The organism is Pseudoalteromonas sp. UCD-33C, assembly GCF_001306895.1.
Lineage (GTDB): Bacteria > Pseudomonadota > Gammaproteobacteria > Enterobacterales > Alteromonadaceae > Pseudoalteromonas.
Genome location: NZ_LJTB01000009.1, coordinates 45,471 through 60,355, shown reverse-complemented (window position 1 = coordinate 60,355; position 14,885 = coordinate 45,471). Strand labels below are relative to the sequence as shown.

The following is a 14,885-nucleotide window of genomic DNA, read 5'->3' as shown; positions in this document are numbered from 1 at the left end:
TATCTGCTTATTTACTGTTTTAATTGTGCTGAGCTTTTAATAAAAAAATACCGCTCTAAGGCGGTATTTTTATTTCAATAATTTGTGCAAGCTTACGGGCGAGGAATAAAACCTACCGCATCGTAGACTGCTTTTAATGTTTTTTCAGCGCGAATACTCGCCTTTTCAGCACCTGACTTCATAATGCTATCAAGTAGTGACTGATCTTCGCGAATTTCTTTAAAGCGCGCTTGGATTGGCTCAATCATATTAACGACCGCTGCTGCAGTGTCTTTTTTCAGGTGACCATACATTTTATCTTCATATTCAGGCACTAAGTCTTCAATTGAGCGCTTAGTTGCAACTGATAATAAAGTAAGTAGGTTAGATACACCTGGTTTTTCTTCACGATCAAAGTAGATACGAGCTTGCTCGTCTGAATCAGTTACTGCTTTTTTCAGTTTCTTTTCAATCTTCTTCGGCTCATCTAATAACATGATGTAACCGTTTGGATTTTCATCTGATTTAGACATTTTCTTGAGCGGATCTTGTAAGCTCATTACACGTGCGCCGAACTCAGGAATGTATGGTTCAGGTAGTTTGAACACGTCACCGTATAGGTTGTTAAAACGTGTTGCGATATCACGTGTCAATTCAAGGTGTTGCTTTTGATCTTCACCCACTGGCACTTGATCTGCTTGGTATAACAAGATGTCTGCAGCTTGCAGTACAGGGTAAGAGAACAAACCCACATTCACGTTATTAGCATGCTTAGAAGACTTATCTTTAAACTGCGTCATACGGTTAAGCTCACCCATTTGAGCGTAACAGTTTAAAACCCAACTAAGCTGTGCATGTTCTGGCACTTGAGATTGTACGAATAACGCCGCTTTTTCTGGGTCGATACCACATGCAGCATAAAGCGCAATACCGTCCAGCACGCGCGAGCGTAGCTGCTCAGGATCTTGGCGTACAGTAATGGCGTGTAAATCTACTAACATAAAGAAACTTTCGTGGTCTTCCTGTAGCTTAAGCCACTGGTTAATAGCGCCAACATAGTTGCCTATTGTCATACCACCGGTTGGCTGAATGCCACTTAACACTACTGGTTTACTCATGATGTTCCTTTATATTTTTACTAAACTAAAAAGACGAAATTAAAATGCACTTACCTTTGGGTAAGAACGGGTATTATATCTAAGAAATTCTCGCAGAGGTACTCTGGATTGAAATCAGCGAGGTTTTCACCTTGGTTATAGCCATAACCGAGTGCGACAACGTCAACCTTAGCAGCTTTTGCTGCCAAAATATCACTTTTTGAGTCGCCTATCATAACCGCTTTGGCTGGGCTGACATCTAATTGCTGACAAGCAAATAGTAAAGGCTCAGGTGATGGTTTCTTTGCCATATCATCACCACATACAATCAACTGAAAATGACTAGTCAGTGAAAGCTTATCAAGTAACTTTTCGGTAAAACGACGTGCCTTATTGGTGATCACCACTTTTGGAATACCAGCAAGTGCAGCAAGCCCAGTTTCTACATGTTGATAAAGCGCACTGTAGTCACCTACAACTTGGTCATAGTGCTGATAGAACAAATTAATTGCACGCTCAGTAAGGGCTTCATCTAAATGCTCACTGATTTGCATATCGCCACTCAAACCACGCTTTACAAGTGTTTCTATGCCATTACCTACCCAGCTCTCAACTAGCTTTTGTGTAACAACCGGAAATGCGAGGTCAGTTAGAGTCAGATTCATCGCAATGTATAAATCATAAACACTGTCGACTAAGGTGCCATCTAAATCGAAAAATGCCGCATCGTATTTCATGACTCAACCTTTGCAAGCTCGCTGCGCATCGCATCGATAACAGCCTTGTAATCTGGTTGATTGAAAATCGCTGAGCCTGAAACAAACATATCAGCGCCCGCTTCTGCAATTTCAGCAATGTTATCAACACCAACGCCACCATCAACTTCTAAACGAATATTGCGACCCGAGTCATCAATAATTTTACGCGCTTGGCGAAGCTTTTCGAGGGTATGAGGAATAAAGCTTTGGCCGCCAAAGCCAGGGTTAACTGACATTAATAGCACTACATCAACTTTATCGAGCACATGCTCAAGGTAGCTAAGGCTGGTTGCAGGATTAAATACAAGCCCAGCTTGGCAACCGCTGTCTTTTATAAGCTGTAAGGTACGGTCAATATGCTCACTTGCTTCAGGGTGAAAGCTAATAATAGAAGCGCCCGCTTCAGCAAAGTCGGGAATTAGGCGATCGACAGGTTTCACCATAAGATGCACATCAATCGGGGCTGTAATACCGTAATCGCGCAGTGCTTTACAAATCATTGGGCCAAAGGTTAGGTTTGGCACATAATGGTTATCCATTACATCAAAATGTACAACATCTGCCCCACTTGCGAGTACTCGATCAACATCTTCACCTAAACGGGCAAAATCAGCTGATAAAATAGAAGGGGCTATTAAATACTTTTGTAATGTTTCCAACATGAGAGATTCCATCATAATTTGCGACTGCAAGAAGAGCGCATAATGTAACCCAATCGACAGCTGATTAAAACACCACAGCTAACTGTTAAAACGCTATTGCTCAAGGCCAATCCTTTTAGCTTATTGAATTAATGTAAATTTAATCAAAAATTGAACAATCGTTCTATTCAACTGCTTGCATAAATGCATTTAAATGAAACAAAATATAAACATAAAATTTACTTTAAAAGGCTAATTTTATTAAATTTTTATTTAATTCAGCCGTAATTAAGTTTGTTATTTGAGCAATTGTTATGTATGCTTGTCTAAATAACACAAACAAGGGTTATTCTCATGCGTGCTTTTAAAATAGGGATCTTAATCGCGTCCGCACTTACGGTTGCTGCGTTTGTATCTTTCTCATCTGCTGATGAAGACGACTTTTTAGCAGCGGCGTCTGGCTGCTCATGCAATACGCTTAACGCATCATCATCTTCTGCTCAATGTATGAAAGCAGAACAAGAAACAGGATGGTTTTCTTGGTTAACGGGTGATAGCCGCAGCGCTCAGTTCCATTATCTTGATTTACTTGAGTTATTAACAAGTAGTGAAGAGTCTAAGAAAGTTAGCGGTTTAGGTTCTAAGTTCTAAATCGCATGAACAAATTCATTAGTGCATTACAAAGTGTCTTTGCGGCATTTTTTGGTGTGCAATCAGAAAATAAGCGTCAAGCTGACTTTAAAGAGCACTCGCTCAGTACTATTATCGTCATTGCCCTCGTTTTATTCAGCCTGTTTGTAGCAGCGATTTATTTCACCGTTTCTTTGGTGCTAAATACATAGCCATTAGCTCATTCACTTTATTACGTGAACCGCCCTTCGGGCTAATCGTGCGTTTTACCTGAATTTCATCCAGTGATGCTTGGCTGTAGATCTTACGAGTCCACACCGTATCGTGGTTAGAAATAAGTACCGGCGTGTTATTTTCGAATGCTGCTTGCTCAGCTAAATTCGCCAAGTTTGCTTGATCATCTAAATTGAAACCGCCTTTAGCGTAAGAAGTAAATGATGCTGTTTTACTCAACGGCACATAAGGTGGGTCGCAATACACAACCGCATTATTAGGAATGAGCTTAAAGACCTCGTCATAACCTAAACACGTAAAGGTGGCTTGCTGAGCTTTTTCAGCAAAGAAGTGCATTTCTTTTTCAGGAAAATACGGGCGCTTATATTTACCAAAAGGAACGTTAAAAATACCTTTAAGATTGTAGCGACACAGACCGTTATAACCATGACGATTCATGTATAAGAATAAAATTGCGCGCTCATACACATCGCTGCTCTGATTAAACTGAACACGGTACTCATAATAGGCTTCAGGATGGTTATTGAGCTCTACAAATAGTTTTTTTGCATCGCTGATAAACTCGTCAGGCGTGCGCTTTAGCTCAGTGTACAGGTTGATCAGATCCGCATTAATATCATTTAAAATATAATGCTTAAAATCAGTATTGAGAAATACAGAGCCAGCACCAACGAAAGGTTCAACTAAGGTGTCAGCATCCATACTCGCTTGCTTCAAGCGGGTACGAATATCTTCAACTAGGCTGTATTTTCCACCCGCCCATTTAAGGAAGGCTCTGGTCTTTTGCTGCATCTGCTCTTAACTTCAATTCGGTGTTGCGCGATTTTACACTAATCAGTTTTAATTTACTGATTTAGTGAAGCGATTTCTTGTTTAATTTTACTTATTTTTTTATAAAACGGCTGATTTTTACGCACATTATCAGAAAGTGTTGTTACGCCCTTCTTAGCATCATTCAGTGTGGCATAACTGCCATAAGTTACGATCCACCACGACTTACCGCTCCGTAAGCTTTGGTAAGTATTTACCTGCCCTTGCAAGCCATTTTCATTAATAAACTTATCACTGATCTCTTGCTTAGTGACCGCTAGTAATTGGATTACAAAATTGTCGTCTGGCTGAGACAAATACCACGCATTTCCTGCTAATGGCTGCTCTGGCTCAATTGCAGACTCGGCTTGCTCAGCATCGCTGATAATAGCTGCTACAACTTCATCTGTCGTTGGTTGCTCAGTCTCTTGTGTAACTGGCTCTACTGGCAAAAGGCTATCAACAATCGCAGCCACGTTATTGTTATGACTTTCATTGTCATGGTTTTTACTGTCAGAGCCATCAACTGGCATCTCGGCAGCCTGAGTCGTGTTATCATCATCATTAGTAGCAACTGACTGCTGTGCTGGAGGCTCATCTTGAGCTTGTTCTGTAACGAGCTCTTTACTCTCTACAGGGCCATTAACTACTGCTTCTGCAGGTAATGCAGTTGCCACAGAGCTTGTTGTATCTTGTTGGTAATGTGCTTTCCACCACTCGGTCATATCAGCTTTATATAAAAAGCCAATGATCAGCAGCATGGTTGTGATTAAGAGCAAAATTATATAAAGCAGTTTATAGCTTTTCTCGGGTGCGCGAATATCCGCAGTTTGCTGTTCAGGCTGCCAAGCTAGCAATAAGGCAGGGTTACCATGCGCTTCTTGTAAAAATGTGCGAAAAACTGGGTCTTCTTCAACAGGGAGGTTATCGAAAAACCAACGCATAAGTTGCTTACTTTCGCTCAAGTTAAGCGCTTCAAGGTGAATTTCGACCGCTTGGCTAAACTGGCCGACCGATTGTGATGCAATCAATATGTATAACGTGCTCGGGCTTTGCTTGGCAAGAATTTCTAATTGCTGAATTAACTCTTCAGATAAATGACGCCCTCCATCAATCACCCATAAACAATCACCACAAGGCTGTTGCTTATAGAGTTGATAGAAGTTTTCAGACAAACTCAAAGAGTGATCAATTAGTGGGTTGCTAAAGCTTTGTTCTAACAGTTCAGTCATAAACTGTTGGTCGGTCATTTTTCCAGACAACTGAACAAACGCTTTATTAAAGTCGAGGTATTTATCAGTAATGAAGGTTTCTAATAAATAGCTTTTACCAAGGCCTGACGGGCCAAGTAAGCAAATTAGATTTTGCCCATATTCAAACTGCAGAGCGATTCGATCAACTAGCGCAGCACGGCTAGGCAATATTTGCGATTGCATTAGCGCGCTATTAAATCACAAACCTGCTGATCAGTAATATCACTTACCAGCGCACATTGACCAAATTGGGTAGGAAGAATAAAGCGAATAGTGCCTTTTTTGTTTTTCTTATCTTTACGCATATGCGTTAAAAACTGCTCGCTTGTCATTTCTGCAGGAATATCGACTGGTAAATCATACTCAGCAATCAATTTAACAATGCGTTCAACTTCTGTAGCAGTTAAGTCATCACGGGTATGTGCAAGGCGTGCTGCCAGCACCATACCTGCGGCAACGGCTTCGCCGTGTAGCCAATTACCGTAACCCATTTGTGCTTCGATAGCATGTCCAAAGGTGTGCCCTAGGTTAAGTAAGGCGCGTAACCCTGCTTCTTTTTCATCTTGTGCAACAATCAAGGCTTTGATTTCACAACAACGGTAAATCACATGCTGCAATGTTTGCTCATCAAGTGATTTAAGGTTAGCGATATTTTGCTCTAGGTAAGCAAATAATTCAGTGTCGTAAATAAGGCCGTATTTAATGACTTCTGCCATACCGGCTGCGAATTCACGCTCAGGTAAAGTATGAAGTGATTGCGTATCGATAAACACGGCTTGTGGTTGGTAAAACGCACCAATCATGTTTTTACCAAGTGGATGGTTTACTGCCGTTTTGCCTCCAACCGATGAATCCACTTGCGAAAGCAAGGTAGTTGGTACTTGAATAAAAGGCACGCCACGTTGGTAACATGCAGCAACAAAACCCGTTAGATCACCTACAACACCGCCACCTAAGGCAATAAGGCATGTATCTCGACCACAGTTATGTTCAAGTAAGAACGCCGATATCTTTTCAAACCACTCAAGTGATTTATATTGTTCGCCATCAGGGATGGTAAAAGATAACGGGTTAAGATCAACCAACGACGTCATTACATCATCAAGATATAAAGGTGCAATGGTGTCGTTGGTGATAATGATAGGTCGACAATCGCCGATGTGCTCGCGTAGTCGACCAGTCTCTTTAAGAGCAGATTGACCAATATAAATAGGATAACTTCGCTCGTCCAAATTAACTGTTAATTCAAGCATAGCTAGTTTCCTTTTTATTATTGGTTTTTAAAAATCTAATTTCTCGATGATTTGATTAGCAACAACTTTCGCGCTTTGCTCATCAGTGCGGACAACAAAATCAGCAACTTCTTTGTATAACGGTTCGCGTTCTTCAGCTAAGCGTTCTAATACATCACGCGGTGCTTCTTCTGTTTGCAATAATGGGCGACGCTTGTCGCGCTGCGTGCGTGCAACTTGCTTTTCGATTGGTGTCTCTAGGTATACAACGATACCGCGAGCAGATAGCTTGTTACGCACTTCTTTACTGATCACAGAACCACCACCAGTTGCAAGAACAATACCTTGCATCTCAGTTAGGTCTGAAATTACAGTTTCTTCACGAAGTCGAAAGCCCTCTTCACCCTCAAGATCGAATACCCAAGCAATGTCTGCTCCAGTACGACGCTCGATCTCTTGATCTGAATCGAAAAATTCAAGGTGTAATTGGTCAGCAATGTGACGACCAATTGTGCTTTTGCCAGCCCCCATAGGGCCCACTAGAAATATATTACGTTTCTCAGCCATATCTTTTTAGTACAAACGAACTCTAAAATTTGAAATAAAACCCCGCCTAACGACCTGGCCCCAAAATTAAGGAGGGGATTATCTCAGTAATTGCTTGGGTATTTCAAGTCAATTAGCATAAAAAGCTAGATAACGAGCAATTAAACATGCTAATTGCTCGTTGCTTAAGAAAAAATCACTTAATCGATTTGAATTTTTGGTGTTACAAAGATTAACAGCTCTTTCTTCTCGTTAAATTCACTCGTACTTTTGAACAATACGCCTAAGTAAGGAATATCGCCTAACAGAGGTACTTTCTTAGTTGAGTTAACGATTTGCTGTTGGAAGATACCACCAAGCACCACAGTTTGGCCGTTTTCTACTAATACCTGAGTTTGAATTTCTTGGGTATTAATTGCTACAGCAGAACCTGTTGGTGTTTGTACTGTATCACCACGCGTGTCTTGCGTGATAACGAGATCTAAAATCACTTTGTTATCAGGGGTGATATGTGGCGTTACTTCTAAGCTCAATACTGCTTTTTTGAAGGTTACTGTCGTTGCACCACTTGATGCTGCTTCAACGTAAGGGATCTCAGTACCTTGCTCAATACGGGCTTTTTGTTGGTTAGCCGTCGTAATACGAGGACTTGCGATAATCTCACCACGGTTTTCTTCTTCAAGAGCACTTAGCTCTAAATCTAATATAGTGCCGTTAGCTAATTTAGCTACTTGAACACCAATACTACCCGCAGGGCTAGAAACCGGTAAGTTAACATTTAAGCGGTCAGAAATACTTGGGATATTATCGTAAGAGCCAGCACCAAACATACCACCAGCGCCCTCTAATGTGCCAGAGATAGCACCGTCGCTTCCTACATCGCTGATACCCCAGCGCACACCTAAGTCTTCTTGCACATTATCATTCACTGTTACCATACGTGATTCAATCACCACTTGCTTAACAGGAATATCTAAAGTTTCCACCATACGGCGCACGCTTTCGATGCTTTTCGCTGTATCTTTGATAAGTAAGGTATTAGTACGTTTATCAACAGACACACTGCCTCGCGCAGAAATAATGCTGTTGGTGTCTGTTTTCAATAAGTCAGCAAACTCTTCTGCTTTAGCATAGTTAAGGCGGATATATTCACTGTAAAGTGGCTCTAAATCCTCAACTTGCTGTTTTGCCTTAAGCTCTTTTGCTTCACGTGCGGCAAGTTCTTCTGATGGTGCAACCATCAAAATAGTACCGTCCATGCGCTTATCAAGACCTTTAATTTTAAGCACAACATCAAGTGCCTGATCCCAAGGAACTCCATCTAAACGCAATGTGATATTACCTGTAACTGAGTCACTGGTTACTAAGTTAAACTCGTTATAGCCTGCAATAATCTGTAACACAGAGCGAATTGGAATATCTTGGAAATTAAGGCTCATTGGGCGACCTTGATATTCAATACCGCCTTCGAGGTAGGCACGCTGTGTATCATCTTTTTCAACAGTTAGCGTAAAGATATTTTCAATTTGTTGGTGAGTAAACTTAAACGCTGCATTTGGCTCAACCACAATGCGCGTCATATTACCTTCTTTGAAGGTTTCGATGTTACTTACAACCGTACCAAAATCCATCACATCTAATTGATACAATAAGTCGTCTAAAATATCAGTGTGGTGGAACTCAGCAATAATTTTGCCGCCACTCTCATGAACATCAATTGCTGCTTGCGTATCTTGTAAAAAAACTAACAGGCGAGCTTCGCCTTTCTCACCACGGCGAAAATCAATCGACTGTACTGTATTAATAAAGTTGCTAGACGCTGTCAGTCCATCCGCTGAATCATCCGTTGCGATTGGGTTATCTGAAACATGCAAAGTAACGATATTGTCTTTCGCCATTGTTTTATAAATTTTTAGCTTATCTAACGTTACAACAACTTTTAAACCGTCTGCGGTCAAGGTGCTGGTTACATGCTGGATACCTGCTTGGTTAACTGGCACATCACGCACTTCATTATCAACACCTACATTGCTGAAAAGCATTTCAATACGAGCTGGGGCGTTATATACCTGAACTTTTGGTTCAAATGTTAGCGCTTCATCAAATACTAGCTGTAATTGTGTTTCGCCTTTCATTAGCGGGTTATAACGTACGTCATACAGTAAAGGGGCAGCGATTGCTGTCTGCGTCAAAATTAAGGCTAATGCAGCTAACATGAATTTATGCATGTGTTTTAACCAAGCCATTCCTTTATGCATCTTCTTTTTACCTTTCATAAGATTAACTTGCACCATTTGTTTCCGCCTCTAACATTTCTAGCTTAGTCAGGCGCTCTTTCCAACAACCAGCCCCATCCGGGATTAATTCTAATAATTCTATATAATTGTCGTGCACTTGTTTAATTTCACCGTGATACAAACCAATATAATTACCTACAGTAACTCGATAAAGCGTATCGTCTGCAGCTTTTATCAGTGCCCACGTATTACCAACACGGCCAATAGTTCCTTGCATAACAAGGTTATCTAGCGGGTACTTTTCAAGTGGTTGACGAACACGATCAGGATCTGGGTGTAAGCAGTTTTTAACTTGCACTAAATTGCTCTGAATAATTTCCGGTTTAGGCGCCACAAATGGACTACGTAATTTTCCGGCATTATAAGCAAAGTGCTCGAACTTAGTGATCTCAGGAATCGGCTCAACTTTAGGTGTTGTACTTGCTTTAACCTGATCAATAAACTCTTTTTGTTCTGAAGTATCATCATTACACGCGCTAAGTACAAGTGTCATCGCAATAATCAAGGGAAGCTTTTTCATTTTTTAGTGCCCCCTTCATAACGATAAGTCTTAGCAACAACACTAAAAGTGAGTTCATTATTGCCGAGAGTTTGAATAGTAAAGTCATGCAAACTTACAATTCGCGGTAACTGAGCAACTTTACCAACAAATTCACCAAATTCATGGTACGTCCCGACGACTTCTATTTTAATTGGCAGCTCTGTATAAAACTCTTTTTCAACTTCAGGTAACCAGCCAATTTTCAAAAACGTCAAACCACTAGTAGTGCCAACGTAAGATAAGTCGTCTAACAAACCAGGTGTCTCGTTCGAGGTTGGTAAGCGCTTTAATAGCTGCGAGAACTTATCTTCCATCTCAACCATTTGCTGGCGATAAATCTCTAAATTACTCGCAATAGCATATTTTGCTTTGTATGTTTGGCGTAGCTCGGTTTCTTTGGCTACGGCACTGTGATAACTGGCGATTTCGTCAGAAACTAATAAGCTGTAACTAAAGTATAAAACCAGCGCAGCCACAAACGCACAGCACAGAGCTTTAACAGCAATAGGCCAATCGCCCATGTTTTCAAGCTCAATTTCATTCCAATCTATGTCTGTTAACGCTTTGATATCAAGGTTCATTGCGTGCCTCACCTATCTGATCAAATGGTTTAACGTAAAAATCCATATTAAAGTCACTCAATAATCTTGAGGTTTGTTCACCTGCGACAATACCTTGCATAATAGGTCGTTCTAATAAATATGAGCTCTGAACTTGACGCAGCATGGTAGATAAACGGTTATTTGATTCACTGCGGCCAATTACATGAATGCGGTCATCACGACGTTCAAGTTTCGTTAAATAAACCCCAGCAGGAACAATCTTGGCGACTTCATCCATGATTTGTGTACCTAGGTTACGGTTACTTTGTAGCTCTTCGATTAGACGCATACGCTGTTGTAAGTTTTCTTTTTTCTTATCAAGTTCGTTAATTTCACGGATACGTTGGTTCAATAAAGCTATTTCTGTATTCAAAAAGTTATTTTTTACATTTTGCCCATCGCGTAATCCGCCATAAAAAGAGCTTAGTAAATACATACTTAAGAAGCTAACGACAACAACGCCGAATAACACAGTAACGAACCTATTTTGTGAGTCTTTTCTTTGTTGTTCGCGCCAAGGCAGCAGGTTTATATGTGGCATGATGAAAAGCTCCTTAATGCCAACCCTGTGGCTATCGCAAATTGAGTGCGGTGACGCTGCAGCATGTTGCGATCAATCTTTGGCGAAATTTCAATGTTAGCAAATGGTTCAGCAACAACAGTGTGAATACCAAGCTCTTCAATTAGGAGCCTATCTAAGCCTTCGATCATGGCTGTGCCGCCAGTCAGAACAATGTAATCAACTTGATCTTTACCACTGGTTGTTAAGAACATCTGCACTGCTCGACGAACTTGTTGTAACAATGAAGTTTGGAATGGGGCTAAAACTTCGAAGGTATAATTTGGTGGTAAGTCACCCGTTGTTTTACCAATTTCAGCTTCATCAAAGCTTTTGTTGTAATACGCAACAATGCTATTGGTATACTGGTCGCCACCAAATACTTGGTCACGGGTGTAAATTGTTTCACCTTCTTGTACAACGCTAACAAGCATCAGCACAGCACCAATATCAACCACAGCGACACATTTATTGTATGCATCACTAGGTAATTGTTGATAATACACATCCATTGCTCGACTTAGCGCATAAGTTTCTACATCGACAACCGCAGCTTTTAAGTTGGCTGTTTCAAGAGCACCAACTCGCGCTTGCACACTTTCAGTTCGCGCAGCAGAGAGAAGAACATTCACTTTACTTGGATCAGCTTCATTGATGGCAAGTTTTTCAAAATCGATATTTACTTCATCAAGTGGATATGGGATTAAACTATCAGCTTCGATGGCAATTTGTGACTCTAATTCAGCATCTGTTAATGATACATCCATAAAAATCACTTTCGTAATTACAGTTTGACCTGAAACAGCTACTGCTGCGGTTTGCACTGATTTAGGAATTTTTCTTTTTAGTTTAGCGATAACATTACCTATCGCTTCTATGTCTTGAATAGAACGCTCAGACATAGCGCCTTTAGGCATAGGTTCAATAGCTAACGCTTCAAGCCGCAAACCTGCGTCTGTCTCTTGCAACAACACTGCTTTTATACAGTGCGATCCGATGTCGATTCCTACCATCATAGATGAAGGCTTTTTAAATAGCTGACTTAGCATGTTTGCAACTTGGCCTTTGTTTTAATAATAAACAAGTTATAATTTTTATCTGAAAAAATATTATTCATTTTTTAATCAATATATACTAGCAGTCTCCGATTCTAATTGGGAGTCCATTTAGGGAAAATATAAGTGATTTTATTAAAGCGAACTTTACAATTTATTATCATCTGCTCATTTTTAGGACTAATCACTTTAGTTGGTCTATACTATTACGTTAAACCTGATATTCCTAGCGTACAGGTTCTAAAAGACGTTCAATTACAGACACCTATGCAGGTATTCTCACGTGATGGATTATTGATTAACCAATTCGGTGAAAAACGCCGCATTCCCGTTACAATAGATCAAATCCCCCAACCGTTAATCGATGCAATTTTAGCAACAGAAGATAACCGTTTTTACGAGCATATTGGTATCGATCCAATTGGTATCGTCCGTTCAGCCATTGTACTCATATCTACAGGCGAAAAGAAACAAGGCGCAAGTACTATAACCATGCAGCTTGCCCGTAACTTCTTCTTAACTAGAGAAAAAGCATACATTCGTAAGGTCAAAGAGATCTTCATCGCTTTACATATTGAAAGTATATTAAGTAAAGACGAAATCCTCGAATTATATTTAAATAAAATTGAATTAGGTAACCGCGCTTTTGGTATTGGTGCAGCAGCACAAGTTTACTACGGCAAAGACCTCAATGAGCTTACTTTAGCGCAAATGGCGATGATCGCTGGTTTACCTAAGGCTCCTTCAGCCCTTAACCCTATTCGCAACCCTGTACGCGCAAAGGCTCGTCGCAACGTTGTACTAGGCCGTATGTATACCGAAAAGTATATTACACAGAGTGAATACGAAGAGGCTATCAATGCGCCAATTACAGCTAAATTCCATGGTGCAGAAATTGAAGTGTACGCCCCTTATATCTCTGAGATGGTGCGTGCTGAAATGGTTGAACGCTATGGTCATGAGCGTGCTTACAATACTGGTTTTAAAGTTTACACCAGTGTTGATTCAAATATTCAGCAAGCTGCACAAGATGCCATTGTTGATAATTTACACGCTTACGACATGCGTCATGGCTACCGTGGTGCGACGGCTCAGTTATGGGACAGTGAAAACGAAAGTCCACTTAGCCAAGAAGAGATCTTAACTAAATTAAAAGATGTCAAAGAGTTTGGCCCACTATTAGCTGGTGTTGTAACTAATGTCGCTGAGCAATCAATTGATGTGCTATTAAAAAGCGGCGAACAAGTGACGGTTGAGTGGGATGGTCTAAAATGGGCACGCAAATATATTACCCGTTACCGTCAAAGTTTCGCACCAAAAACGGCTACTGAAATTTTATCAGCGGGAGCGCAAATTTGGCTGCGTAAAAATGCAGATGAAAGCTACATCCTTAGCCAAGTACCAGAAGCATCGAGCGCACTTGTTTCACTTGACCCACAAGATGGTCGTATTAAAGCCATTGTCGGTGGTTATAGCTTTGAACAAAGCCAATACAATCGCGCAGTTCAAGCAAAACGCCAGGTTGGTTCAAATATCAAGCCATTTATTTATTCAGCAGCACTTGAAAACGGCTACACACTCGCTTCAATTCTTAACGATGCACCAATTAATCAATGGGATAAAAGCCAAGGTGTAGCATGGCGCCCTAAGAATAGCCCGGCGGTTTATAATGGCCCTATCCGAATTCGCCGTGCACTCGCTCAATCTAAAAACGTAATTTCTGTACGTTTACTACGTGGTGTAGGTCTTGAACGTACAGCAGATCACTTACTTAAGTTTGGTTTTTTAAATAGTGATATTAATCGTAGCGAGTCATTGGCCCTGGGTAGTGCCTCAATCACTCCTCTTGAACTAGCTCGCGGAATGAGTACTTTCGCCAATGGCGGCCACTTAATTACCCCTTACTTTATTTCTGAAATTCAGGATTCTGCTGGTAATGTGTTATTCAGAACAGAGCCAGAACTTGCCTGTGATGAACCTGAGCAGGTTGTTACACCAGAGTTTGCATCATTAGATGATAATCAATTGGATCAGGCACAAAGTGTGAGCACTCCGCGTTGTGCTCCGCGTATCATTTCAAAGCAAAATGCATTCTTAATTTCGCAAGCTATGCACAGCGCAATTTGGGGTGGTGGTAGCTGGACTCACAAAACCGGCTGGAGTGGTACAGGCTGGCGTGCACAAGCACTTGATCGTCGCGATCTAGCAGGTAAAACAGGTACTACTAATGACTCGGTTGATACTTGGTTCAGTGGCTTTAACCGCAATGTGATGACCTCGGTATGGGTTGGTTTTGATAACCCAGGAAAAGCCCTTGGCCGCTCGACCTACAATAGTAACCTCGATAAGTCACAAATCTCTGGTGCGGAATCGGGCGCTAAAACCGCACAACCTGCATGGGTCGACTTTATGCGTGCTGCCCTCGATGGCATGCCAGAAGCACCTATTGAGTTTCCTGAAGGTTTGGTATCGGTTCGTATCGACTTAGCAACAGGTCTTTTAAGCCATAAGAATGACTACACCAGCCGTTTTGAGTACTTCATTAAAGGCACAGCACCAACCAAGTACGTACTTGATCAACCAACAGACGTATTTGAAGAAAAGCTCAGCACAGAGGAAGAGTTGTTCTAAATAAGTGAATTGCTATTTTG

The 14,885-nt window shown here is 41.0% G+C and carries 15 protein-coding genes; 3 read left to right on the top strand and 12 right to left on the bottom strand.

Annotation, left to right across the window (positions count from 1 at the left end; all coding sequences use genetic code 11):
- Nucleotides 1–92: 92 nt before the first annotated feature.
- From trpS to rpe, 3 genes are read right to left on the bottom strand one after another with little or no spacing between them, the layout of a single operon-like run.
- A complete protein-coding gene (gene trpS, locus AOG26_RS15525; RefSeq protein WP_054552798.1) occupies nt 93–1,097 on the bottom strand; it encodes a tryptophan--tRNA ligase in 1,005 nt (334 codons plus the stop codon).
- Between the two features lie 50 nt (nt 1,098–1,147).
- On the bottom strand, nt 1,148–1,813 hold the full coding sequence (locus AOG26_RS15520; RefSeq protein WP_054563343.1) for a phosphoglycolate phosphatase: 666 nt from the start codon (nt 1,811–1,813) through the stop codon (nt 1,148–1,150).
- Nucleotides 1,810–2,496, bottom strand: coding sequence for a ribulose-phosphate 3-epimerase (rpe, locus tag AOG26_RS15515; protein WP_054563342.1), 687 nt, complete (start codon nt 2,494–2,496; stop codon nt 1,810–1,812). Before rpe ends, AOG26_RS15520 begins: the two co-directional genes overlap by 4 nt.
- 333 nt (nt 2,497–2,829) lie before the next feature.
- Between rpe and AOG26_RS15510 the strand changes: the two genes are divergently transcribed.
- Nucleotides 2,830–3,126, top strand: a complete 297-nt coding sequence (locus AOG26_RS15510; RefSeq protein WP_054552801.1) for a hypothetical protein — start codon at nt 2,830–2,832, stop codon at nt 3,124–3,126.
- A gap of 5 nt (nt 3,127–3,131) precedes the next feature.
- The gene (locus AOG26_RS15505) at nt 3,132–3,317 is read left to right on the top strand and encodes a DUF2970 domain-containing protein (protein WP_054563341.1); all 186 of its coding nucleotides are present in this window, start codon (nt 3,132–3,134) and stop codon (nt 3,315–3,317) included.
- Here the strand turns inward: AOG26_RS15505 and AOG26_RS15500 are convergent.
- The 9 genes from AOG26_RS15500 to AOG26_RS15460 all read right to left on the bottom strand — a co-directional run bounded on the left by AOG26_RS15500 (nt 3,289) and on the right by AOG26_RS15460 (nt 12,228).
- On the bottom strand, nt 3,289–4,131 hold the full coding sequence (locus AOG26_RS15500; RefSeq protein WP_054563340.1) for a Dam family site-specific DNA-(adenine-N6)-methyltransferase: 843 nt from the start codon (nt 4,129–4,131) through the stop codon (nt 3,289–3,291). The two genes, AOG26_RS15505 and AOG26_RS15500, sit on opposite strands and share 29 nt — an antisense overlap.
- A 53-nt stretch (nt 4,132–4,184) precedes the next feature.
- Entirely contained in the window at nt 4,185–5,585 is a 1,401-nt protein-coding gene (locus AOG26_RS15495) for an AAA family ATPase (protein WP_054563339.1), read from the bottom strand.
- Nucleotides 5,585–6,655 (bottom strand): 3-dehydroquinate synthase, encoded by a 1,071-nt coding sequence (aroB, locus tag AOG26_RS15490; RefSeq protein WP_054563338.1) that lies wholly within the window; start codon nt 6,653–6,655, stop codon nt 5,585–5,587. Before aroB ends, AOG26_RS15495 begins: the two co-directional genes overlap by 1 nt.
- A 27-nt stretch (nt 6,656–6,682) precedes the next feature.
- Nucleotides 6,683–7,201 carry a shikimate kinase AroK gene (aroK, locus tag AOG26_RS15485; RefSeq protein ID WP_036973192.1) on the bottom strand — a complete coding sequence of 173 codons (519 nt, stop codon included), beginning with the start codon at nt 7,199–7,201 and terminating at the stop codon, nt 6,683–6,685.
- Nucleotides 7,202–7,380: 179 nt separating this feature from the next.
- Nucleotides 7,381–9,474 carry a type IV pilus secretin PilQ gene (locus tag AOG26_RS15480; RefSeq protein ID WP_082401713.1) on the bottom strand — a complete coding sequence of 698 codons (2,094 nt, stop codon included), beginning with the start codon at nt 9,472–9,474 and terminating at the stop codon, nt 7,381–7,383.
- Nucleotides 9,461–9,997, bottom strand: coding sequence for a pilus assembly protein PilP (locus AOG26_RS15475; protein WP_054563337.1), 537 nt, complete (start codon nt 9,995–9,997; stop codon nt 9,461–9,463). The genes AOG26_RS15480 and AOG26_RS15475 overlap by 14 nt, the downstream gene beginning before the upstream one ends.
- Complete coding sequence (locus AOG26_RS15470; protein ID WP_054563336.1) at nt 9,994–10,599, bottom strand: type 4a pilus biogenesis protein PilO; 606 nt, start codon at nt 10,597–10,599, stop codon at nt 9,994–9,996. The genes AOG26_RS15475 and AOG26_RS15470 overlap by 4 nt, the downstream gene beginning before the upstream one ends.
- Entirely contained in the window at nt 10,589–11,161 is a 573-nt protein-coding gene (locus AOG26_RS15465; RefSeq protein WP_054563335.1) for a PilN domain-containing protein, read from the bottom strand. The genes AOG26_RS15470 and AOG26_RS15465 overlap by 11 nt, the downstream gene beginning before the upstream one ends.
- Nucleotides 11,149–12,228, bottom strand: coding sequence for a pilus assembly protein PilM (locus AOG26_RS15460; RefSeq protein WP_054563334.1), 1,080 nt, complete (start codon nt 12,226–12,228; stop codon nt 11,149–11,151). The genes AOG26_RS15465 and AOG26_RS15460 overlap by 13 nt, the downstream gene beginning before the upstream one ends.
- A 132-nt stretch (nt 12,229–12,360) precedes the next feature.
- Between AOG26_RS15460 and AOG26_RS15455 the strand changes: the two genes are divergently transcribed.
- Nucleotides 12,361–14,865 (top strand): penicillin-binding protein 1A, encoded by a 2,505-nt coding sequence (locus AOG26_RS15455; RefSeq protein ID WP_054563333.1) that lies wholly within the window; start codon nt 12,361–12,363, stop codon nt 14,863–14,865.
- Nucleotides 14,866–14,885 lie beyond the last annotated feature (20 nt).

Bases quoted from the DNA above. Each gene is read 5' to 3' on its own strand.
- trpS (WP_054552798.1), bottom strand. From the start codon at position 1,097: ATGAGTAAACCAGTAGTGTTAAGTGGCATTCAGCCAACCGGTGGTATG.
- AOG26_RS15520 (WP_054563343.1), bottom strand. From the start codon at position 1,813: ATGAAATACGATGCGGCATTTTTCGATTTAGATGGCACCTTAGTCGAC.
- rpe (WP_054563342.1), bottom strand. From the start codon at position 2,496: ATGTTGGAAACATTACAAAAGTATTTAATAGCCCCTTCTATTTTATCA.
- AOG26_RS15510 (WP_054552801.1), top strand. From the start codon at position 2,830: ATGCGTGCTTTTAAAATAGGGATCTTAATCGCGTCCGCACTTACGGTT.
- AOG26_RS15505 (WP_054563341.1), top strand. From the start codon at position 3,132: ATGAACAAATTCATTAGTGCATTACAAAGTGTCTTTGCGGCATTTTTT.
- AOG26_RS15500 (WP_054563340.1), bottom strand. From the start codon at position 4,131: ATGCAGCAAAAGACCAGAGCCTTCCTTAAATGGGCGGGTGGAAAATAC.
- AOG26_RS15495 (WP_054563339.1), bottom strand. From the start codon at position 5,585: ATGCAATCGCAAATATTGCCTAGCCGTGCTGCGCTAGTTGATCGAATC.
- aroB (WP_054563338.1), bottom strand. From the start codon at position 6,655: ATGCTTGAATTAACAGTTAATTTGGACGAGCGAAGTTATCCTATTTAT.
- aroK (WP_036973192.1), bottom strand. From the start codon at position 7,201: ATGGCTGAGAAACGTAATATATTTCTAGTGGGCCCTATGGGGGCTGGC.
- AOG26_RS15480 (WP_082401713.1), bottom strand. From the start codon at position 9,474: ATGGTGCAAGTTAATCTTATGAAAGGTAAAAAGAAGATGCATAAAGGA.
- AOG26_RS15475 (WP_054563337.1), bottom strand. From the start codon at position 9,997: ATGAAAAAGCTTCCCTTGATTATTGCGATGACACTTGTACTTAGCGCG.
- AOG26_RS15470 (WP_054563336.1), bottom strand. From the start codon at position 10,599: ATGAACCTTGATATCAAAGCGTTAACAGACATAGATTGGAATGAAATT.
- AOG26_RS15465 (WP_054563335.1), bottom strand. From the start codon at position 11,161: ATGCCACATATAAACCTGCTGCCTTGGCGCGAACAACAAAGAAAAGAC.
- AOG26_RS15460 (WP_054563334.1), bottom strand. From the start codon at position 12,228: ATGCTAAGTCAGCTATTTAAAAAGCCTTCATCTATGATGGTAGGAATC.